11 protein-coding genes are annotated in these 24082 nt (G+C 31.4%); 10 read left to right on the forward strand and 1 reads right to left on the reverse strand.

The genetic code is table 11. The features are described 5' to 3' along the window. Nucleotides 1–33 precede the first annotated feature (33 nt). The 5 genes from MHN29_RS08680 (at nt 34) to uvrB (ending at nt 16430) form a co-directional block, all read left to right on the forward strand. A complete protein-coding gene (locus tag MHN29_RS08680) occupies nt 34–4554 on the forward strand; it encodes a T9SS type B sorting domain-containing protein (protein ID WP_235274104.1) in 4521 nt (1506 codons plus the stop codon). A gap of 93 nt (nt 4555–4647) precedes the next feature. Beyond that, the gene (locus MHN29_RS08685) at nt 4648–8724 is read left to right on the forward strand and encodes a choice-of-anchor L domain-containing protein (protein ID WP_235274105.1); all 4077 of its coding nucleotides are present in this window, start codon (nt 4648–4650) and stop codon (nt 8722–8724) included. A 40-nt stretch (nt 8725–8764) separates the two neighbouring features. Then, nucleotides 8765–11476, forward strand: a complete 2712-nt coding sequence (locus tag MHN29_RS08690; RefSeq protein WP_235274106.1) for a T9SS type B sorting domain-containing protein — start codon at nt 8765–8767, stop codon at nt 11474–11476. Between the two features lie 102 nt (nt 11477–11578). After that, nucleotides 11579–14374: a T9SS type B sorting domain-containing protein gene (locus tag MHN29_RS08695; protein ID WP_235274107.1), complete on the forward strand. Its 2796-nt coding sequence runs from the start codon at nt 11579–11581 to the stop codon at nt 14372–14374. 67 nt (nt 14375–14441) lie between these two features. Then, the gene (gene uvrB, locus MHN29_RS08700) at nt 14442–16430 is read left to right on the forward strand and encodes an excinuclease ABC subunit UvrB (protein ID WP_235274108.1); all 1989 of its coding nucleotides are present in this window, start codon (nt 14442–14444) and stop codon (nt 16428–16430) included. An 88-nt stretch (nt 16431–16518) separates the two neighbouring features. On the opposite strand, the gene sucC is transcribed toward uvrB, so the two are convergent. Continuing rightward, complete coding sequence (sucC, locus tag MHN29_RS08705) at nt 16519–17715, reverse strand: ADP-forming succinate--CoA ligase subunit beta (protein WP_150901211.1); 1197 nt, start codon at nt 17713–17715, stop codon at nt 16519–16521. Between the two features lie 242 nt (nt 17716–17957). On the opposite strand from sucC, the gene MHN29_RS08710 reads away from it, so the two are divergent. The 5 genes from MHN29_RS08710 (at nt 17958) to MHN29_RS08730 (ending at nt 24081) form a co-directional block, all read left to right on the forward strand. Further along, entirely contained in the window at nt 17958–20450 is a 2493-nt protein-coding gene (locus tag MHN29_RS08710) for a DUF5916 domain-containing protein (protein ID WP_235274109.1), read from the forward strand. 90 nt (nt 20451–20540) lie between these two features. After that, nucleotides 20541–21203 (forward strand): ABC transporter ATP-binding protein, encoded by a 663-nt coding sequence (locus MHN29_RS08715; protein WP_235274110.1) that lies wholly within the window; start codon nt 20541–20543, stop codon nt 21201–21203. A gap of 48 nt (nt 21204–21251) precedes the next feature. After that, entirely contained in the window at nt 21252–21803 is a 552-nt protein-coding gene (locus MHN29_RS08720) for a CPBP family intramembrane glutamic endopeptidase (protein ID WP_235274111.1), read from the forward strand. Between the two features lie 2 nt (nt 21804–21805). Continuing rightward, nucleotides 21806–22567 (forward strand): TIGR02757 family protein, encoded by a 762-nt coding sequence (locus MHN29_RS08725; protein WP_235274112.1) that lies wholly within the window; start codon nt 21806–21808, stop codon nt 22565–22567. 29 nt (nt 22568–22596) lie between these two features. Further along, a complete protein-coding gene (locus tag MHN29_RS08730; protein WP_235274113.1) occupies nt 22597–24081 on the forward strand; it encodes a S10 family peptidase in 1485 nt (494 codons plus the stop codon). Nucleotide 24082: the final 1 nt, after the last annotated feature.

Consider the following 24082-nt stretch of genomic DNA (forward strand, 5'->3'; position numbering starts at 1 on the left):
TTGTTCTATATTAGCGGAAAATTACTTAAAAGAATGAAAAAAACTCCATTACTACTACTCTTTTTATTAGTTTCAATATCAATTTATTCTCAAAAAGAAGCAAATTTTTGGTATTTTGGTAACAATGCTGCGCTTGATTTCAACACAGGCACACCTGTACCAGTAAGTAATAGTCAGTTAAATACTACAGAGGGTTGTTCTTCTTTTTCAAATGCTAATGGAGAATTATTATTTTATGTTGGTGCTCCTAGCCCTAATGCGAGAAATTTAACCATATGGAATCGAGATAATGTTCCAATGCCTTTTTCTGACGTTACTAGTGGTGGACAAACATTAAAAGGAGATTCATCAAGTTCACAATCTGCTTTAACTGTACCAGCACCTAAAAAAAACGACATCTATTATCTTTTCACTGTAGGTGCTCAATTAGGAACAGCTGGTGAAAAGGGGTTTTGGTATTATACCATTGACATGACCAAGGATGGTAGTTTTGGGGATATTGTAGACGGACCAGTAGTATTACATACTCCTTCTTTAAAAAGTCAATGGAGTGAAAAAGTAACTGCTGTTAGAGGAGACGAATGTAATACCTTTTGGGTTATTTCCTTTTCTACAAGTGGTAGTTTTTTTGCTTATAAAGTTGATGAAAATGGTGTAGATAAAGCAAACCCTGTTATTTCTACTATTAATAATTTAACAGTTAATGATCCCAGAGGTTACTTAAAAGTATCACCTGATGGAACCAAATTAGCTTTGGCTAACATGACTAGTGGAGCCTATTTATTTAATTTTGATGATAAAACAGGAAGAGTTACAAATTATAATAATGAAACAACTCCGCAACTAATAAGAACTAATTTTGAAAGTGCTTATGGTGTGGAGTTTTCTGCTTCAAGTAGAAGAATGTATGTTTCAACTGGTGAATTTAGTAGTGCTACTGAAAACTTATACCAATTTGATGTTACAAAACCAACCATGAGTGAAGTTAATAACTCTAGATTTACTGTACATACATATTTTAACGCCAGAGGAGCTTTACAATTAGGACCTGACAGTAAAATTTATTGGACTAGTCATCAAAACAATAGAATAAGTGTTATAAATAAACCAGAAGAATTAGGCGCTGCTTGTGATTATTCTCATTTATCAGTTTCATTAGGAGGAGCTACAGCCAGTCAAGGGTTACCTCCTTTTCTATCTTCATTATTATTACCTATAGAAATAACAGATAACGCTACTGGTGAAATCCTTAATAATACAACTGAACAAAATTGTATCGGAGAATCTTTAATAGTTGTTCCAGAAAGTATTACAGCTCAAACAGGAACTACTATTGATTACGAATGGTACTTTAATAATGGAGCCACTCCAATAGCCACAACTAGTAATTTAACACTACCTAGTTTAACTCCAGCTAATGCTGGTGATTATAGGTTAAGTGTTAGCTTAACAGATAATTGTGGAAATGCGACTACTTTGGAAGGAGTTTTCAAGCTGGAAGTTTACCAACCTACATCGGCAACTCAACCGAATGATATTTTCTATTGCGATACAGATAACGATGGATTTAACACTTTTGATTTACAAGCTACAGTTACTCCACAAGTTTTAAACGGTCAAAGCAATGCTATTTATGAAGTAAAATACTTTCTATCTCAAGCTGATGCTAATTCTAATAGTAATGCCATAGCAAATCCATACACAAATCCAACTGCATTTAGTAATCAAACCATTTATGCTAGAATGCATAATATAATAGCTCCAAATGCTTGTTTTGATGTTAAATCTTTTCAATTAGTGGTTACAGGAAATCCTAATCCGCAAACTCCAGTTGATTACGAAGAATGTGATGATACTGCCAATGGTGGTGATACAGATGGCTTCTTTAATAATTTCTTATTAAATTCTAAAGACAATGAAATTTTAGGAACACTTCCTTCTAGTGTTTATGAAGTTTCTTATCATACCACTCTAGCTGGAGCCAATACTGATAAAAACACTGATGTTATTGATAAAAATACTCCATATAGGAATGCTACAGCTAACTCTCAAACAATTTACGTCAGAGTAGAAAACAGAAATAACTCTGTCTGTAATGATACTTCTAAATCGTTTAATTTAGTTGTAAATCCATTACCTGTTATAGTTAATGACCCAGTAATTATTAGACAATGTGATACTGATGCGGATTTAAATACGAGCATCAACCTTACACTATCTCAAATGAATATTTCTGCTAATCATGCGAATGAAACATTTAAGTATTACCCTACTCAAAATGATGCCATTAACGATACTGCTGAAATAACAAACATTACTGCACACCCTGTTACTAATGGAGATGTTATATGGGTTAGAACAATTTCTAATAAAAATTGTTATCGTATTTCTAGAGTAGAAATTATTGTTGGGTTCTCTGCTGATGTTGCTTACAACACTCCTTTTGAAACTTGTGATGACTTTTTAGATGCAGATGGTAATGATAATGCCAACAATGATGATACTGATGGAATTACAACGTTTAATATCAGTTCTGTTGTTAACGATGTGAAAGCTTTATTCCCTGCTGCAATTCGTCCTAACTTAGATGTTTTAATTTTTGAAACTATTGCTGATAGAGATGCTGTTTTAAATGCTATCCCTGATCTGACTAACTATAGAAACAAAAATGTTCCTGCTCAAACTCCACAGCCTTTATATATCAAGATTATAAATACTGTCAATAATGATTGTACTGGTATTGGTAGTTTTACTATTTGGGCACAACAACCTCCAATTTCTAATAAACCTTTAGATTTTGAGCTTTGTGACGACTTTAATAGTGGTGCTTTTGATGATGGAATTAATGTTGGTATTAATTTAAGAGATAGAGTTAATACTATTTTAGGACCTACTCAAACAACAGGGTTTACAGTAACTTTCCATACAAGTGCTGCTGACGCTAATACAGGAAACAATCCTATTCCTAACGATACTAATTACACAAATCAAACTAAAGATAGAGAAACTATTTATGTTAGAGTGGTAAATAATACTACTGGTTGTTTTAACGACCATGTTACTTTTGATATTATCATTAACCCTCTTCCTACAATAGCTAATACTATTCCTAACTTAGAGGTTTGTGATGTAGCTACTCCTAGTGATGGTGACCCTAGAAATAGATTAGCTCAAAATATCGATTTATCGCAAAGAGATGCTGATATCTTAAATGGTAGAGATCCGAATTTATTTGAAGTTTCTTATCACAGAACACTACAAAATGCTATTGATGGGGTGTTACCTTTATCAAAAACCAATTACTCTAACGATCCTGCTACAACTAATTTTCCAGCTAATTTACTAAGTGATGATCCTGCTACAGAAATTATACACATTAGCTTATTAGATAGAACTACGGGATGTAGATATGGCATTGCAACATTACAGTTAGTGATAATGCCTGAACCTAATATTCCTTTGAATATTGTAAATTATATTGATTGTGATAATGAATCAGACGCTAGTAATGATGATACCAATGGTGTTAATGGAGATATTACTCTGAAAAATAAAATCCCAGAAATTTTAGCTAATTACCCTACAACTGATCATGGTAATTACAAAGTAACATTTCATAGTAGCTTAGCTGATGCTCAATCGGGAAGTAATCCTTTAGATGAGAATAAGTATGAAAATACTGCTAATAATCAAACAATACACGTAAGAGTTGTTAATACTAAAACTTCTTGTGTTCATGATGATTTGAACTTCAATATTGTTATCAACCCTCTTCCTGCTTTTATTGTAGATACTCCTGTGATTGTATGTTTAAACAATCCTCAAACAAGATTAGAACCTATTAATCCTAATGCTACTTATAGCTATGAATGGACTATAAAAGGAGATCCTAACGTGCTTAGTACTGATGCATTTTTAGATGTTTTAAAAGGTGGAACTTATGTAGTAACTGCAACAATGCAAGATGGAACTGGTTGTTCTAGAAGTAGAGAAATTATAGTAAACGAATCTATTGCTCCTACTTTAAACGATGATGATATAGTGATTGTTGACGACACTAATAACAATGGTCTTGATAACTATTCGATTAAAATAATTACAGAAAATCAAAACTTAGGGATTGGAGATTATGAGTTCGCTATTGTTGATGAAGATAACAATATGACTGGTTTTCAAGATGATCCTTTATTCAACAATATTTACGGTGGTTTTTACAACGTTATTGTAAGAGATAAAAATGGTTGTAAACCAGATGCACAATTAAAAGTTTCTGTTATAGAATACCCTAAATTTATTACTCCTAATGGAGACGGTAAAAATGATACTTGGAAAATTAAAGGAGCTGACTCTAGCTTTTATCCCTCTAGTAATATTACCGTAGTAGATAGATATGGTAAAATTGTAGCTATCATCCCTATAGATAGCCAAGGTTGGGATGGAACTTATAAAGGAAAAGTTCTTCCTTCTAGCGATTACTGGTTTAAGATTCAACTAGTGGATAGAAAAGGAAAAATGCACCAACATCAAGGACATTTCTCTATCCTAAGAAAATAAATTTATTAGTTCAGTTTTCTCTTTTTTATTTCATTAAAAGTAGGGAAAACTGAATTTTAATTGTTTTATTTGTTACATACTTTTTTTTAAAATATGAAGTCAAAACTACCTCTAAGTATTATATTATTATTTATTGCTTCTTTTTCCCTAAAAGCGCAAACAATTGATGTAAATCCAGCTGGACAAGCAGAAGCAGAATACACCCCTCAAGATCTTATTGAAAAAGTTCTAATTAGCAATAGTTGTGCTACAGTTACAAATATAACGTCATCCGTTTTTGGAACTCCGACAGATACACAAAATAAAAGTTATGGATACTTTAAGGCTAAACCTGGAAGTAGCTTCCCTTTTAAAGAAGGAATTGTTATTTCAACAGGTAAAGCTTTTTCTATAGGACAAGCTGGTTCTACAAGCTTAGATTCTGGTACCACTGGAAATAATGATGCAGATTTAGGTGCTTCATTAGGTGAACCTAATTTACTTGATGCCAGTGTAATTGAATTTGACTTCGTCCCTAAATCTGATGAAATAAGTTTCCGATACTTAATGGCTTCAGAAGAATATCAAAATAATTATCCATGTAGTTATGCCGATGGATTCGCGTTCTTATTAAGAGAATCCGGTACAACAACTTATACAAATTTAGCTGTATTACCTGGTACCACAACACCTGTAAGTGTAACAAATGTACACGGTCCTATTCCTGGAGGTGCAGGTTGTGCTGCTGTAAATCCTGCTTATTTTGCTGGTAATAATTTGGGAGATACTAATTTTGATGGAAGAACAGTCGTTTTAACAGCAAAAGGAAAAGTTAAACCTAATGTTACTTATCATATAAAATTAGTAATTGCTGATAATAGAGATAGTAGACTTGATTCAGCTGTGTTTTTAGAAAAAGGAAGTTTTAATTTAGGCTTAAACCTTGGAACAGATTTCCTAACAGCAACAAATACTTCTGTTTGTGGTACAGAAAAATTATTATCTTCAAATGTCACCGCAGATTCATACCAATGGTTAAAAGATGATGTCATAATTCCTGGAGCTACAAACCAAAGTTATTTAGCTAATTTAGGTAACGGAAAATATACCTGTAAAATTACTACTGGAACTTGTAGTGATGAAGATGATGTTACCTTAGAATTTTCTACCCCTCCAGTAAACAATACTGCTATAGCACCTCTTCTAACTTGTAGTAATAATTTAGCTACTAATATAGATTTAACAACTAAAACAAATGAAATTTTAGCAGGTCAGAGTAATACAACATTTGAAGTATTATTTTACTCAGATGCAGCATACACTACTCAAATTACAACACCTTCTACTCATGTAAATAATACAGCAGATGACACTATTTATGTTAGAATAAGAAATAGAACTGCAACAAATTGCTTTGTTGATTCTTCTTTTAAATCACAAATTTTTGGTCAACCTATTCCACAAACACCTGTTGATTATGAAGAATGTGATGATACTGCCAATGGTGGTGATACAGATGGCTTCTTTAATAATTTCTTATTAAACTCTAAAGACAATGAAATCCTAGGAACACTTCCTACTGCAACTTATGAAATTTCTTATCACACTACTCTAGCTGGAGCTAATACTGATAAAAACACTGATGTTATTGATAAAAATACTCCATATAGGAATGCTACAGCTAATTCTCAAACAATTTACGTTAGAGTAGAAAACAGAAACAACCCTGCTTGTAATGATACTTCTAAATCGTTTAATTTAGTTGTAAATCCATTACCAGTAGTGAATAACCCTATAGTTGTTAGGCAATGTGATACTGATGCTGATTTAAATACGAGCATCAACCTTACACTATCTCAAATGAATATTTCTGCTAATCATGCGAATGAAACATTTAAGTATTACCCTACTCAAAATGATGCCATTAACGATACTGCTGAAATAACAAACATTACAGCACACCCTGTTACTAATGGAGATGTTATATGGGTTAGAACAATTTCTAATAAAAATTGTTATCGCATTTCTAGAGTAGAAATTATTGTTGGGTTCTCTGCTGATGTTGCTTACAACACTCCTTTTGAAACTTGTGATGACTTTTTAGATGCAGATGGTAATGATAATGCCAACAATGATGATACTGATGGAATTACAACGTTTAATATCAGTTCTGTTGTTAACGATGTAAAAGCTTTATTCCCTGCTGCAATTCGTCCTAACTTAGATGTTTTAATTTTTGAAACTATTGCTGATAGAGATGCTGTTTTAAATGCTATCCCTGATCTAACTAACTATAGAAACAAAAATGTTCCTGCTCAAACTCCACAGCCTTTATATATCAAGATTATAAATACTGTCAATAATGATTGTACTGGTATTGGTAGTTTTACTATTTGGGCACAACAACCTCCAATTTCTAATAAACCTTTAGATTTTGAACTTTGTGATGACTTTAATAGTGGTGCTTTTGATGATGGAATTAATGTTGGTATTAATTTAAGAGATAGAGTTAATACTATTTTAGGACCTACTCAAACGACAGGGTTTACAGTAACTTTCCATACAAGTGCTGCTGACGCTAATACAGGAAACAATCCTATTCCTAACGATACTAATTACACAAATCAAACTAAAGATAGAGAAACTATTTATGTTAGAGTGGTAAATAATACTACTGGTTGTTTTAACGACCATGTTACTTTTGATATTATCATTAACCCTCTTCCTACAATAGCTAATACTATTCCTAACTTAGAGGTTTGTGATGTAGCTACTCCTAGTGATGGTGACCCTAGAAATAGATTAGCTCAAAATATCGATTTATCGCAAAGAGATGCTGACATCTTAAATGGTAGAGATCCGAATTTATTTGAAGTTTCTTATCACAGAACATTACAAAATGCTATTGATGGTGTATTACCATTATCAAAAACTAATTATTCGAATGATCCGGCCACTACTAATTTCCCTGCGAATTTATTAAGTGACGATCCTGCTACAGAAATTATACATATTAGCTTACTGGATAGAACTACAGGTTGTAGATATGGAATCGCTACATTACAATTGGTTATAATGCCTGAACCTAATATTCCTTTGAATATTGTAAATTATATTGATTGTGATAATGAATCAGACGCTAGTAATGATGATACCAATGGTATTAATGGAGATATTACTCTGAAAAATAAAATCCCAGAAATTTTAGCTAATTACCCTACAACTGATCATGGTAATTACAATGTAACATTTCATAGTAGCTTAGCTGATGCTCAATCGGGAAGTAATCCTTTAGATGAGAATAAGTATGAAAATACGGCTAACAATCAAACCATATATGTAAGAGTTGTTAATACTAAAACTTCTTGTGTTCATGATGATTTGAACTTCAATATTGTTATCAACCCTCTTCCTGCTTTTACGGTAGACACTCCTGTGATTGTTTGTTTAAATAATCCTCAAACAAGATTAGAACCTATTAATCCTAATGCTACTTATAGCTATGAATGGACTATAAAAGGAGATCCTAACGTGCTTAGTACTGATGCGTTTTTAGATGTTTTAAAAGGTGGAACTTATGTAGTAACTGCAACAATGCAAGACGGAACTGGTTGTTCTAGAAGTAGAGAAATTGTAGTAAACGAATCTATTGCTCCTACTTTAAACGATGATGATATAGTAATTGTTGACGACACTAATAACAATGGTCTTGATAACTATTCGATTAAAATAATTACAGAAAATCAAAACTTAGGGATTGGGGATTATGAGTTTGCTATTGTTGATGAAGATAACAATATGACTGGTTTTCAAGATGATCCTTTATTCAACAATATCTACGGTGGTTTTTACAACGTTATTGTAAGAGATAAAAATGGTTGTAAACCAGATGCACAATTAAAAGTTTCTGTTATAGAATACCCTAAATTTATCACTCCTAATGGAGATGGTAAAAATGATACTTGGAAAATTAAAGGAGCTGACTCTAGCTTCTACCCTTCTAGTAATATTACCGTAGTAGATAGATATGGTAAAATTGTAGCTATCATCCCTATAGATAGCCAAGGTTGGGATGGAACTTATAATGGTAAACAGCTTCCTTCTAGCGATTACTGGTTTAAAATTCAACTAGTAGATAGAAAAGGGAAAATGCACCAACATCAAGGGCATTTCTCCGTTTTAAGAAAATAATTTATTAAATTAGCTGGAGAATCATAATAATTCTCTAGCTATGAATAAATTAACTACTACATTTCTCCTTTTATTTCTCCCCATATTTTGTTTTTCACAAAACGAAACTAACAATTGGTATTTTGGAAATAAAGGTGGGATAAGCTTTAATAACGGAACTCTTAACGTAAAAAATGATGGTGAAATGGAAGCACCTGCAGGGTGTTCTTCCATTTCTAATTCTAATGGAGATTTACTATTTTATACCAATGGTGAAACTATATGGAATAAGAATCATCAAATAATGGATAACGGTAATGATTTAGCTGGAGAAATTGATAATTCACAATCTTCATTAATTATACCTAAACCCGGTGACCCAAATATATATTACGTAATTACAACACGTAAACAAAGATCATCAAAACTTTTAATAACAGCAGGAATATATTATTCTGAAGTAGAGTTTTCCAGTTCTAACCCATTAGGTAGAGTTACAACTAAAAATAGACTCTTAAGAAATACAGCTTCAGAGAGAGTTACAGCAGTACATCATGCAAATGGTAATGATATTTGGCTAATTACTTTTGGTAATAAAAATTCACTTCCATCATCACCAATTAATACTTTTATGTCATATAAAATAGACAATACGGGTATTAATACAATACCCGTTGTTTCTGAACAAGAAGAAACTACAACTTCATTAGGATATATGAAAGTTTCACCTAATGGGAAACATATTGCTATAGCCGAATATCAACTTTTTGTTTATGTATATGATTTTAATTCTACAACAGCAGAAATTACTTACAGAAAAAAAGTTAGTTCTTCTCCACAAATTTTTGTCTTTGGTAAAAATTATGGAATTGAATTTTCTCAAGATTCCAAAGTGTTATACTTTTCTTGTGATGGAGGAGGTAAAAGTTATATCTATCAATTTTTCTTTCTAGATACAGTAATATCAATTAAAACAAGAACATTACTTGTTGAATCTGCTCAATATAATTTTCGCGCTTTACAATTAGCAAGTAATGGTAGGATTTATGTTGCAAAAACAGTTAATGAAAATAATTCCATTAACCCCAGTCAATTTCTAAGTGAAATTACCTTTCCCGAAACGCAAGGTCATGACGCTAATTTTATAGAAGACGCTATAGATTTAGGCGGAAAAAAGTCAAATGATGGTTTGCCTAATTTTATTCAATCCTATTTTAGAAACAGAATAGACGTACAAAATGGGTGTGTTTCTGATTCTTTCGATTTCTCTGTCGATTCTTTTTTACCTGTTAATTCAATAGCTTGGGATTTTGGAGATGGTAACACCTCAAATGCCATTAATCCAAATCACACCTATAATTTACCTGGAAAATACATTTCGAAGGCAGAAGTTGAACTAAGCAACTTACAAAAAATTACACTTTATAAAGAAGTAGAGGTTTTTAGTTTACCTAAACTTGAAATAAATACTAGTTTAATACAATGTGACGTTGACAATGACGGTACTGATTATTTTAACTTAAATAATATAAGTAGTAAAATATATTTAGCTAATGATCCTATAGAATATCATTTCTACGAAAATCAAACAGATGCTATTAATGATACTCAAAGAATAAATACACCCGAAAGTTATCAAAACCTATCTCCTACGCAAACAATATATGTAAGAGCCATAAACGAAAATGGATGTTACTCTATTGGTAGTTTTGAGATTATATCTTCATTTATAAATGTCAATGATATACAACCTATAATAACCTGTGAAGATTCTGATGATATTATAGGGAATAATATTGGTCGTTTTGATCTTAAACAAGCAGAAACAAATATTATAAATCAACTCAATTTAACAAACATTATTGGTTTAAGCTTTTATAAAACTCTTATTGATGCTCAAACCACTAATAATAAACTTGATGATTCATATGATTCTGATTCATCACAAATTTGGTTAAGAATAGATAATAACCTTGGTTGTGGTGGTATTAAACCTGTTGATCTGGTAGTTAATTCTTCACTCAATATAAATCTTCAAGACACTTATACTATTTGTGTTAATCCAACTATTCATCCTCCAGTAATACTAACAGGAGGAAGTCAAAATGACAAGTTTGAATGGAAAGATAGTAACAATAATATTTTAAGTACAAATAGTCAATTTACTCTAACTAAGACAGGAACTTTTTCGCTTACAGTATACAAAACTGAAAACGGAATAGAATGTTCTACTAGTAAAGAGTTTACTGTTGAAAACCCTTCTCCTCCTACCGTTGTCAATTTAGATATTAATTTTCAGGACGAACAAAACAATAGCATTTATATTAGTGTTGATGGTAACAGTTCTTATGAATTTTCTTTAGATAATATTAATTATTTTGGTAGTGGAACTTCTCATACCTTTAATCAAGTAACTCCAGGTATAGGTATCGTTTATGTGAGAGATTTAAAAAAATGTGAACCAGTCATATCTAAAGATGTCAGTGTTATAGGCTATTCTAACTTTTTTACTCCAAATGGTGATAATAAAAATGATACTTGGATAATTTACGGTCTTAAATCGAAGTTTTTTAAGAATATAGAAGTACAAATTTTTAATAGATTTGGAAAAGTTTTATATTCTTTCAATGATCAAAATGCTGAACATGGGTGGAATGGAACTTTTAATGGTAAACCTCTTCCTCCAAATGATTATTGGTTTCATGCAAAATTAACTGACTTAAAAGGAAATATCATTGAGAAAAAAGGTAATTTCTCTCTTCAAAAAAACTAAAAACAAACACATAAAAACATAGTAAACAAATAGTTAAGGAAAAAACCTGTATTATAAACTTTCTTTTTTAAGTAAATTTGCATTTAGCTACAAATTATTAAAATGAAGAAAGTAATTATCACTTTTTTCCTGCTTACCTCTCTAATAACATCTGCGCAAAATGAAGCTAATATTTGGTATTTCGGTAGAAATGCTGGAATTGATTTTGGTGCAGGAGACCCAACTGCGCTTTTAAATGGACAATTAAATACTTTTGAAGGTTGCTCTACTATTTCTGATACAAATGGAAACTTATTATTCTATTCAGATGGTACAACAGTTTGGGATAGGAATCACAATGTAATGCCTAATGGTACTAATCTTTTAGGTAATAGCTCTAGTACACAATCTGCTTTGATAGTTCCAAATCCAACAATTAATAATATTTATTATCTCTTTACTGTCGATGCACAAGAAAATAATATGCATGGAGTTAATTATTCAATAGTAGACATGAATTTGAATGGTGGTAATGGAGATATTACTACTAAAAATACTCCTTTAGTTAGTACAGCAACCGAAAAAATAACAGCCGTTATTGGTAAAAGCTGTGATGCTATTTGGGTGATTACAGCAGATACAACTGATTTTTATGCATATGAAGTTACTACTGCTGGTGTTAATACAACACCTGTTCAATCTAGCCTCATAAATACTTTAGGAGCAATGTTTAGTAGAGGCTATTTAAAAGCTTCTCCTGATGGAACTAAACTAGCAATGGCAACAGCTGAATCTGGTACTTATATATACGAATTAGATACAAACACTGGTATAATAACCAATGGTAGGCGTCTAGATTTAGATTTAAATGATGGTTATGGTGTTGAGTTTTCAATAACAGGAAATAAATTATACGTTTCTACAGGTATTTCTTCAAATGGAGGAACTGCTAACCTATATCAGTTTGATGTATCTTCTCCAGATATTAATGATATTAACGATTCAAGAGGTACTCCTTTTTATACCTATCAAGGTTCCAGAGGAGCTTTACAGATAGGTCCAAATGGTAAAATTTATCATGCCGTAAATAGACAAAACTTTTTGGGAGTTATTAATTCTCCAGAAAACCCGAAAAATGCAATAAACTATGTTCATAATGGAGTAAACCTAAACGGAAGAGAATCATCACAAGGACTTCCTCCATTTATACAATCTTACTTTTTACCAACAACGATTTTAAATGCAGCTAACGATTTAGTAATTAGTAATGAAAAACAGTTTTTTTGCTCAGGAAGAGATTATGACTTAAAAGCTGGTAGAATAGAACCTGGAGCAACTTATACTTGGGTTAAAGATGGAAACGTTATTGGAACAAATTCTATATTAACAACAAATGATGTTAATTTTGGACCAGGAATTTATGAGCTTACTATCGAACTGAACGATGCATGTAACACTACGTTAACTGCTGATGCTGATATCGAATTTGTATCACAACCAACAGTTGTTAGTATCCCCGATTTTGAACAATGTGATAATGATTCAAATCCATCTGATCAAACAACCACTTTTGATTTAACCTCTAAAGAAGCTGAACTAACTAATAACGCTACTAACGTAACTGTAGATTTTTTTGATCAAACTGATGTTAACTTCTTAAATCCGCTACCCAAAACTAATTATATAAACACTACTAACCCTGAAACAATTGTTGTACGAGTTAGTTTTAATTCTTCTAACAATAATAATTGTTTTGCTACTGGCTCATTAACTCTAAGGGTTATAAATTCTAATTCAACTAGTAATTTAGCAGATGTATATGTATGTGAAACTGATCTCAATGCTAACAATCAAAATGCAACAAATAGTCAGGGGTCTGGGAATGGCTATTATGATTTTTCAAAAAAAATAAATGAAATAACTACATTAAACACTTCAGTTTCAATTAATACTCATACTATTAACTTTTATAGAACTTTTAATGATGCTAATAATAATATTAATGCATTAATCCCTCCTTATGAAAACCACTTATTCACCAACAATTCAGATGTTTATGTAAGAATAACACCCAATTCTGCTTCTTCATGTTTTACTATAGCTAATTTTAAAATATTTATAGAATCTATACCTGTTCCTAAAGGTAATCCCTCTCCCATTCTCTTATGTCTTAGTGTTCCTAAAGAAAATACTCCTACGACTACGGTAGATTTAGATGCTTCAACTGGTAATGCTTTAGATAGTTATCAGTGGTATAGAAATGGAGAACTCATTCCAAATGCTACAAATTCAATATATAAAGCTTCAGATGCAGGGACCTACAAAGTGGAAGCTTTTACAAATAATTCATTAACTGAAGCTCCATGCTCTGGATATAATACTTTTACTGTTACAACCTCTAGTAAAGCACTAATTGTAAATATTGTTCCTATTGATGATACTTTAAATGACAATAGTATAACAATAACAGTTGAAGGAGATGGCAATTATGAATATGCTTTAAACAACTCTAATAGCTACAATACTGGTATTGAAAACTTAACATATACTTTCTCTAACTTAGCTATAGGTATATATACTATAAGTATAAGAGATAAAAACGGATGTGGAATTACAAATTCTGATGAAATACCTATAATTTTTTTTCAAAAACATTGTACTCCAAATCAAGATGGCATCTATGATACCTGGAAAATATTGGGTATTGATAATGACTTTTTCCAATCTGTATCAGTTAATATTTACAATCGTTATGGAAAAAGGGTTGCTGTAATACCTAGTAAAAATCATAAAGGTTGGGGAGGTATTTATAATGGCAAACAACTTCCTTCAACTGATTACTGGTATCATGCTACTTTAGTTGATAAATATGGTAAAACTCGAATAAAAAAGAGTCATTTTGCTCTATTACGGAAATAAATTTTCTGAAGTTGACTATAACATAAAACAAATAGTATTTCAATAAAAGTATACGTATTTTTGTTGTATGAACTTTGAACTACACTCAGAATTTAAGCCTACAGGAGATCAACCTTCAGCCATTAAACAACTTGTAAACGGGATAGAATCAGATGAAAAATACCAAACTCTTTTAGGGGTTACTGGATCTGGTAAAACATTCTCCGTTGCAAATGTAATTTCAGAAGTTAACAGACCTACTTTAGTTTTGGCACATAACAAAACTTTAGCTGCCCAATTATATTCTGAGTTCAAACAGTTTTTTCCTAACAACGCTGTTGAGTATTTTGTTTCATATTATGATTACTATCAACCAGAAGCTTATATTCCAGTTACGGGAACTTATATTGAAAAAGATTTATCTATCAATGATGAAATAGAGCGTTTGCGAATTAGCACCTCTTCTTCCCTATTATCAGGTCGTAGAGATGTATTAGTAGTAGCTTCAGTATCTTGTTTATATGGTATTGGAAATCCAAATGAATTCAAGAAAAATGTAATACCAATTAAAGTAGATCAACAAATATCAAGAACAAAGTTCTTACACTTATTAGTTACTAGTTTATATGCTCGTACAGAAGTTGAAATTAAAAGTGGAACATTTAAGGTAAAAGGAGATGTTGTTACTATTTACCCATCTTATGGAGATAGTGGTTATCGAGTTCACTTTTTTGGGGATGAAATTGAAGAAATTGAAACTTTTGATATCGAAACAAATCAAGTAGTTGATAAATTAGATGAACTAACAATATACCCTGCCAATCTATTTGTAACATCACCTGACATACTACAAAATGCTATCCATAAAATTCAAGAAGATATGGTAAAGCAGGTAGACTATTTTAAAGAAATAGGCAAACATCTGGAAGCTAAAAGACTTCAAGAAAGAACTGAATTCGACTTAGAAATGATTCGCGAATTAGGTTATTGCTCTGGAATAGAAAATTATTCGCGTTACTTAGATGGAAGAGATCCGGGAACACGTCCTTTCTGTTTACTAGATTATTTTCCAGATGACTATTTAATGGTAATAGATGAAAGTCATGTTACCATTCCACAAACACATGCCATGTATGGTGGAGATAGAAGTAGAAAAGAAAATTTAGTAGAATATGGTTTTAGATTACCAGCGGCTATGGACAATCGACCATTGAAGTTTGACGAATTTGAATTACTTCAAAATCAAGTAATTTATGTATCTGCAACCCCTGCTGATTATGAATTAGAAAAAACAGAAGGTGTTTTTGTAGAGCAAGTAATCAGGCCAACAGGACTGCTAGATCCAGTAATTGAAATTCGTCCTAGTTTGAATCAAATTGATGATTTAATTGAAGAAATTCAAATTCGTGTAGAAAAAGATGAACGAACATTGGTTACAACATTAACCAAACGAATGGCGGAAGAATTAGCAAAATATTTAACTAGAATACAAGTTCGTTGTCGCTATATTCACTCTGATGTAGACACTCTAGAACGTGTTCAAATAATGCAGGACTTACGTAAAGGTTTATTTGACGTACTTATTGGAGTTAATTTATTACGTGAAGGTTTAGACTTACCTGAAGTATCTTTAGTAGCTATTTTAGATGCCGATAAAGAAGGTTTTTTACGTTCGCACAGATCACTTACACAAACTATAGGAAGAGCAGCTCGTAACGTAAATGGAGTTGCTATAATGTATGCTGATAAAATTACTAATAGTATGCAACGTACTATTGATGAAACGAACCGAAGAAGAGAGAAACAAATTAACTACAATACAGCTAACGGAATTACTCCAACTCAGATTAATAAGAAAATAGATGATACTCTATCGAAAGATACAGTTACTTCTTATCATTACGATAATGCTACTCAAAAAGCAGCTGAGCAAGATTTAGAATTTTTACCTAAAGAAGAAATAGAAAAGCGAATACGTGACAAACGTAAACAAATGGAAGAAGCAGCCAAAGCATTAGATTTTATGGTCGCTGCACAGCTACGTGATGAGATTAAAGTCTTAAAAGATAGTTTATAACTACTCGCTACTAATAAAAATTAATTCAAAATAAAAAACGCTTTACAATTTTGTAAAGCGTTTTCAATATATAACTAAGAAATTAATTTTAAGCTCCTAAAACTTCTTGAACTTTATCAGCTGCTTCTTGGAACTCAGTAGCTGAGATAATTTCCATTCCGCTATTATCAATTAATTCTTTTGCTTCTTTTGCATTTGTTCCTTGTAAACGGCAAATAATAGGTACATTAATTTTGTCTCCCATATTCTTATAAGCATCTACAACACCTTGAGCAACACGATCACAACGAACAATTCCTCCAAAGATATTTACTAAGATAGCCTTTACGTTTGGATCTTTTAAAATAATTCCAAAAGCAGTTTCAACACGTTGAGCATCTGCAGTACCACCAACATCTAAGAAGTTTGCTGGATCACCACCTGCTTGCTTAATTAAATCCATAGTTCCCATTGCTAAACCAGCTCCGTTTACCATACATCCAACGTTACCATCTAAATCTACATAGTTTAAACCTGCAGCTTTAGCTTCTACTTCAATTGGGTTTTCTTCACGAATATCACGCATTGCTGCATAATCTTTATGACGATATAAAGCGTTTTCGTCTAAAGTTACTTTAGCATCTACAGCCATAATTTTATCATCAGATGTTTTTAACACTGGGTTAATTTCAAACATTGCTGAATCAGACTTAATGTAAGCTGTATATAAAGCTGTAACAAACTTTACCATTTCTTTTAAAGCCGCACCACTTAAACCTAAGTTAAAAGCAATCTTACGAGCTTGGAAAGGCATTAATCCAGTTGCAGGATCAATCTCTTCAGTAAAAATTAAATGAGGAGTTTCTTCTGCTACAGTTTCAATATCCATACCACCTTCTGTAGAGTACATAATCATGTTTCTACCAGTAGCACGGTTTAATAAAACCGACATATAAAATTCATTCGGTTCACTATCACCAGGATAATAAACATCCTCAGCAATTAAAACTTGGTTTACTAATTTACCTTCCGCTGAAGTTTGAGGAGTAATTAACATCATTCCTAAAATATCATTAGAAATACTTTTTACCTCATCTAAGTTTTTAGCTAACTTAACTCCTCCACCTTTTCCACGACCACCTGCGTGTACTTGTGCTTTAATTACGTGCCAACCAGTTCCAGTTTCTTCAGTTAATTTTTTTGCTGCTTCAACAGCTTCTTCTGGTGTATTTGCAACAATCCCGCGTTGAATACGAACGCCAAAACTGCTTAATATTTCTTTACCTTGATATTCGTGTAAGTTCATTAGATATGAATTTTTAAAAGTCGAACAAAAATACAAATTCAAATGATATTACATTACATTTTGCCCTTTAATTTGTAGTATTTCATATGATATTCTTAGAATTATGCTTTCACATATCTTTAACGTTTAAATTGTAACGTTAAGTTTTTTAACATGTCTTTACTCTAATTAACATGATTTTATGATTTGGTTCATGAAATCATAAATAATTTAGCTCAACCTTATTACTCTATCAATCAACTATGTATAAAATCGCGACATTAATAAGCGCTATTCTTCTTATCTCTAATGGGATAAGTGCTCAAGAAGTTAACAAAAACAGAAAAAAAATTAATGCTACACGTGTTGATTCACCACCTAAAATAGATGGTATTTTAGACGACAACGCATGGAATAATACTCCAATTGCAAAAGATTTTGTAATGATGCGACCTAATAATGGGGAAGCTGAACCAAATACACACAAAACTGAAGTTAAATTGGTGTATGACGATGAAGCTATTTATGTTAGTGCTGTAATGTATGCTCCTGATCCTTCTAAAATCCCCGCAGAATTTAATAATAGAGATCGAATTGGGAACTCAGATTTTTTTATGATGCTAATTAATCCAAATGACGATGGGCAAAACCCTAATATGTTTGTGGTTACAGCATCTGGAGTACAAGCCGATTCAAAAGTTTCTACCAATAATGAAGACTTTAACTGGAATGCTGTTTGGGATAGCGCCATAAAAATAAACGAAGATAATTGGTCTGTAGAAATGAAAATACCATATAGAGCTTTGCGTTTTGCTAATAGACCTGTACAATCTTGGGGATTTAATTTTCATAGAGATGTAAAAAACCTAAATGCCCGTTATACTTGGAATCATATAGATAACACACAAGGAAATTGGACTCAATATGATGGTTTAGTTGAAAACTTTAAAGATATAAAACCTCCTACTCGATTGAGTTTTTATCCTTATGCTTCTACAACGGTAACTTCATTTGATGGAGATACGGATTTTGATTGGAGTGTAGGTATGGATGTAAAATATGGAATTACAGAAAACTTTACATTAGACGCTACTTTAATTCCAGATTTTGGTCAAACCGCTTTTGATAATGTTACACTAAACCTAGGACCATTTGAACAACAATTTAGTGAACAGCGTCAATTTTTTACTGAAGGAACAGAATTATTTACGAAAGGGCGATTATTTTATTCAAGAAGAATTGGAGGAAGTCCTATAGATCAATTCTCTGGTGAAAGGAATTTAATTGACGACGAAGATTTTACTAATGGTAGAAAGGTTAATGAAGAAATCACAGATTACCCTGATGTAAAAATGCTAAATGCTATAAAAATATCAGGAAGAACTAAAAAAGGTTTAGGGATTGGTTTTTTCAATGCCATAACTGATAAAACTGAAGCAACTATTACAAAAACAGAACAAATAATTAATGGAACGGAAACCATAAAAAATGTTAGTAGCTATAAAACAGTTACAAGTCCGTTAACTAATTATAATATCATTGTATTCGATCAACAGTTTAATCAAAATTCTTCAATAACATTAATAAATACCAATGTTACTCGTGATGGTCGATTTAGAGATGCCAATGCTACTGGATTATTATGGCATGTTGAAGATAAAGGTAGTAACTACAATATAGACGGTTCTTTTAAAATGACAAACATCACTGATGATGTAGATAACCCTAATACTGGATATTCATTTGATACAAGTATTGGAAAACAATCTGGAAACTGGAGAGGGGAAATTGGTTATAATTTTGAAAACAAAGATTACAATCCTAATGATTTAGGTATTTTATTCAGAAATAACAGACAAAGAATCTATGGTTTTGTGGGATATCGATTATTAAAACCAAAAGGAATCTTTAATAGTTATAGAGTAAACCTATATTACAATGTAAACTTTTTACATACCCCAGGTACTTATACTGGTACCAATGCTGGTTTATCTTTTTCATCACAAACAAGAGGTCGTTTTGGTTTTGGAGGAAATTTAAATTTCGGTACCGAATCAAAAGACTTTTTCGAACCAAGACAAGGAACACAAAGTGGTATCTTTTTTAATAGACCTCAAAGATTAAATATTAACCATTGGGGGTCTACAGATTACCGAAAAAAGTTTGCTATTGACTATAGCTGGTACTATACTTTTTTCAGAAACAATCCAAGAGAAGGATATGGTTTTAGAGTTTCACCAAGATACCGTTTTAACAACCAGTTCTCACTAATCTATGGCTTTAGATTTAATAAATCGAATAGCGATCAAGGTTATGTAACTACTTTAGATAATGATGATATTATTTTTGGGCAAAGAGATCAATCTTCTTACAATAATTCTCTTTCTGGGAAATATAGTTTTAGCACCAAATCATCCTTATCATTAACATTCCGTCATAACTGGAGTAAAGTTCCATATCAAGATCAATTCTATAAACTAAATACTGATAATGGTTTGTTAGAAGCTAATTCTTATTCTGATAATCATGATGTTAATTTTAACAGTTGGAATTTAGATCTTAATTATGTTTGGCAATTTGCTCCAGGTAGTCAACTAATAGCTTTTTACAGAAATTCTATTTCTAATTTTAATGATAATGCCAATCAAACATTTTTTAATAATCTAGATAGTTTATTTGATGAGGCAAACAGACATACATTCTCTGTTCGATTGGTTTATTTTATCGATTACAACAATCTTAAAAATATATTATAATAGGGTTTATTATATATAGATTGAAATAAGATAAGCTTTAAAGTTTATCTTATTTCTTTTTTATACTTTCGTTACATTGAATTCAGAATTATGATTATTACTAAAAACATCCATAAACATTATGGTAATGTTGAAATTTTAAAAGGTGTAAACCTTCATATCAAAAAAGGAGAAATTGTTGCTATTGTTGGTCCTTCTGGAGCTGGAAAAACAACATTGCTTCAAATCTTAGGTACTTTAGATAAACCTCTAAAAGAACAAGATTATGATCTTTTAGTTGATAATGTATCTATTAAAGATTTAAATGATAATGAAATATCTTCTTTTAGAAATAAAAACATTGGTTTTGTTTTTCAATCTCATCAGTTACTTCCGGAGTTTACTGCCTTAGAAAATGTATGCATACCAGCATATATTGGAGGTAAATCAAAATTAGCTACTGAAAAAAGAGCCAAAGAACTATTAGAGTTTTTAGGATTATCGCATAGAGAAAATCACAAACCTGGTCAATTATCAGGAGGAGAACAACAAAGAGTTGCTGTGGCTAGAGCTTTAATAAATGAACCTTCTGTTATTTTTGCAGATGAACCTTCTGGTAATTTAGATTCGAATTCAGCTAAAAAATTACACGAACTTTTCTTTGAACTTAGAGATAAATTTGGGCAAACATTTGTTTTAGTTACTCACAATAAAGAACTAGCACAAATGGCTGATCGAACTTTAACTATGAAAGACGGAATTATAATTAGTTAGTGTAACAAATTTATGTTTTAAGCTACTTATTAGCAAATCAACTAGAACATGATAGAAACATTTAACGAACTAATTGCTTTTTTAAAAAATCCTGTGTTAGAAAAAGATGCTAATCAGAATAGTACATATCGTTTAAAGAAATTCTTACACATACTTATTATAAGTATATTAACTGGAGCAGCTTTATCACCTCTTTTTGTATTAATAGAACATTTAGGTTGGGTAGATATGAGTAATCATGCCATGGAAAGGTTGATAAAAAGTTTCTCTAAACTTCAAATTTTCCTTTTTGCTGTGATTGTTGCACCTTTGTTAGAAGAATCGATTTTTAGAGCTCCAATAACCTTATTTAGAGGAGAAAAAGTATTTAAAATAGCTTTTTATGTATTCGCAGTTGCTTTTGGTTTAATTCACTTAAGCAATTTTCCAATAACAAATAATGTACTTATCCTCGCTCCTATCTTAGTAGCTCCTCAAATAATTTTAGGAGGCTATTTAGGTTTCATTAGAGTTCGTTTTGGATTAATTTGGAGTATTCTTTTGCACGCTACTTATAACGCTTTCTTTGTTTTTATTAGTTTTGCGGGAGATTCAATATAAAAATGACAAAAGCAGAACTTAAAGAATTCTTAGACGAAAAAGTTTTAAAATATAATAATCTAGACTTTATTGATAGTGATCCAATTCAAATTCCGCATCGGTTTAGTTTAAAAGAAGACATAGAAATCATCGGTTTTTTAGCAGCTACAATAGCCTGGGGAAATCGTAAAATGATTATTAAAAATGCTTCAAGAATGACAGAACTACTAGGTAATTCTCCTTACGATTTTGTCATGAATCACACCGAAGATGACTTAGATAATTTTGATGGCTTTGTTCACCGCACTTTTAATGCTGAAGATTTTAAATTTTTCATCAAATCTTTAAAAAACATCTATAAAAATCACAATGGATTAGAAGCTGTTTTATCTACTAAAGAAGATGATAATTATAAACTAGCCATTCATAATTTCAAGCAAATATTTTTTGAAATCCCTTATTTAGATAGAACACTCAAACATGTTTCTGATCCTTTAAAAAATTCAGCTTCTAAAAGAATTAATATGTTCTTACGCTGGATGGTTCGAGATAACAAAACTGGGGTAGATTTTGGAATTTGGAAAACACATTCTCCAGCTCACTTACATTGCCCATTAGATGTACATTCTGGCAATGTTGCTCGTAAACTTGGTATTTTAAAAAGAAAGCAAAACGACTGGAAAGCTTTAGTTGAATTGGATACAACCTTACGAAAGTTTGACAAGCATGACCCTGTTAAATACGACTTTGCATTGTTTGGATTAGGTGTTTTTGAGAAGTTTTAATACTTTTAACTTTCATAACTAACAATACTATGAAAAAAATCATCTTTTTATTTGCCTTATCATTTTCAATTATTGCAATTGGACAAGACAATAGAGTTCCAATTGACTCTACTGTAATTACTACTAATTCTGTTGTAATTAAAGGTAAAAGGATTCAGTATAAAGCTCAAACAGGAACACAACCTGTATACGATAAAAATGGTGTTATAAAAGCAACTCTTTTTTATACTTACTACAAAAGAACAGATGTAAATAATAGCGAAAAAAGACCGCTAATCATGTCTTTTAATGGTGGACCTGGTTCTGCCTCTGTTTGGATGCATATTGCTTATACTGGACCTAAAATTTTAAAAATTGATGATGAAGGAAATCCTATACAACCTTATGGTATAAAAGACAATCCGTATTCAATATTAGATGTAGCTGATATTGTTTTTGTAAACCCAGTAAACACAGCTTATTCTAGACCTATAGTAAAGGAGAAAAAGAAATTAGATAAAAAATACTTTTTTGGTGTAAATGCAGATGCTAAATACTTAGCTGGTTGGTTAAATACTTTTATAACAAGGAATAATAGATGGAATTCTCCTAAATATATTATTGGAGAAAGTTATGGTGGTACCCGTGTAATGCAATTAGCTTATGAATTACAAAATAGCCAATGGATGTATTTAAATGGTGTAATTATGGTATCTCCAGCAGATTACCAACTTTTAAGAACTAAAAATTCTGAAGATTACGCTATTAACTTCCCTTATTTTACTGCAGCTGCATGGTATCACAAAATGTTACCTCAAAAATTACAACAGCAAGATTTATTAGATATTTTACCAGAATCTGAAAGTTTTGCAATTAATAAATTACTTCCAGCTTTAGCAAAAGGTGGTTATGTATCTAAAGAAGAAAAAGAGGCTGTTGCTGAAAAAATGGCATATTATTCTGGAATTAAAAAGGAAGTAATACTTAAACACAACTTAGAAGTGCCAAACCGTTATTTTTGGAAAGAATTATTAAGAGATACATCTGGAAAAACTATAGGGCGTTTAGATAGCAGATATTTAGGTATTGACAGAAGAGAAACTGGTAGTTCTCCTGATTATAGTCCAGAATTAGTTTCTTGGTTACATTCATTTACACCAGCAATCAACTATTACATTCAAAATGTTTTAAAATTTAAAACAGATGTAAAGTATAATATGTTTGGCTCAGTTCATCCTTGGGACTTTAGTAATAACGATGCTAGAGAAAACCTACGTAAATCTATGGCTCAAAACCCATATTTAAATGTATTAGTACAATCTGGTTACTATGATGGTGCTACTACTTATTCTGCTGCTAAATACACAATGGGAAAAATAGATCCAAGTGGTAAATTTAAAAATCGTTTAAGTTTTAAAGGATATAGAAGTGGTCATATGATGTATCTTAGAAAAGAAGACTTGGAAAAAGCAAATGACGATTTACGTGACTTTATAAAAAAGAGTTCAGAAAATATTGGCCCAGCAAAATATTAAA

Origin of the sequence: Tenacibaculum sp. Cn5-46, from assembly GCF_022347705.1 — a bacterium.
Lineage (GTDB): Bacteria > Bacteroidota > Bacteroidia > Flavobacteriales > Flavobacteriaceae > Polaribacter > Polaribacter aiptasiae.

What these genes read in the sequence shown, in the direction of transcription:
- MHN29_RS08680 (WP_235274104.1), top strand. Translation starts at nt 34, where the DNA reads ATGAAAAAAACTCCATTACTACTACTCTTTTTATTAGTTTCAATATCA.
- MHN29_RS08685 (WP_235274105.1), top strand. Translation starts at nt 4,648, where the DNA reads ATGAAGTCAAAACTACCTCTAAGTATTATATTATTATTTATTGCTTCT.
- MHN29_RS08690 (WP_235274106.1), top strand. Translation starts at nt 8,765, where the DNA reads ATGAATAAATTAACTACTACATTTCTCCTTTTATTTCTCCCCATATTT.
- MHN29_RS08695 (WP_235274107.1), top strand. Translation starts at nt 11,579, where the DNA reads ATGAAGAAAGTAATTATCACTTTTTTCCTGCTTACCTCTCTAATAACA.
- uvrB (WP_235274108.1), top strand. Translation starts at nt 14,442, where the DNA reads ATGAACTTTGAACTACACTCAGAATTTAAGCCTACAGGAGATCAACCT.
- sucC (WP_150901211.1), bottom strand. Translation starts at nt 17,715, where the DNA reads ATGAACTTACACGAATATCAAGGTAAAGAAATATTAAGCAGTTTTGGC.
- MHN29_RS08710 (WP_235274109.1), top strand. Translation starts at nt 17,958, where the DNA reads ATGTATAAAATCGCGACATTAATAAGCGCTATTCTTCTTATCTCTAAT.
- MHN29_RS08715 (WP_235274110.1), top strand. Translation starts at nt 20,541, where the DNA reads ATGATTATTACTAAAAACATCCATAAACATTATGGTAATGTTGAAATT.
- MHN29_RS08720 (WP_235274111.1), top strand. Translation starts at nt 21,252, where the DNA reads ATGATAGAAACATTTAACGAACTAATTGCTTTTTTAAAAAATCCTGTG.
- MHN29_RS08725 (WP_235274112.1), top strand. Translation starts at nt 21,806, where the DNA reads ATGACAAAAGCAGAACTTAAAGAATTCTTAGACGAAAAAGTTTTAAAA.
- MHN29_RS08730 (WP_235274113.1), top strand. Translation starts at nt 22,597, where the DNA reads ATGAAAAAAATCATCTTTTTATTTGCCTTATCATTTTCAATTATTGCA.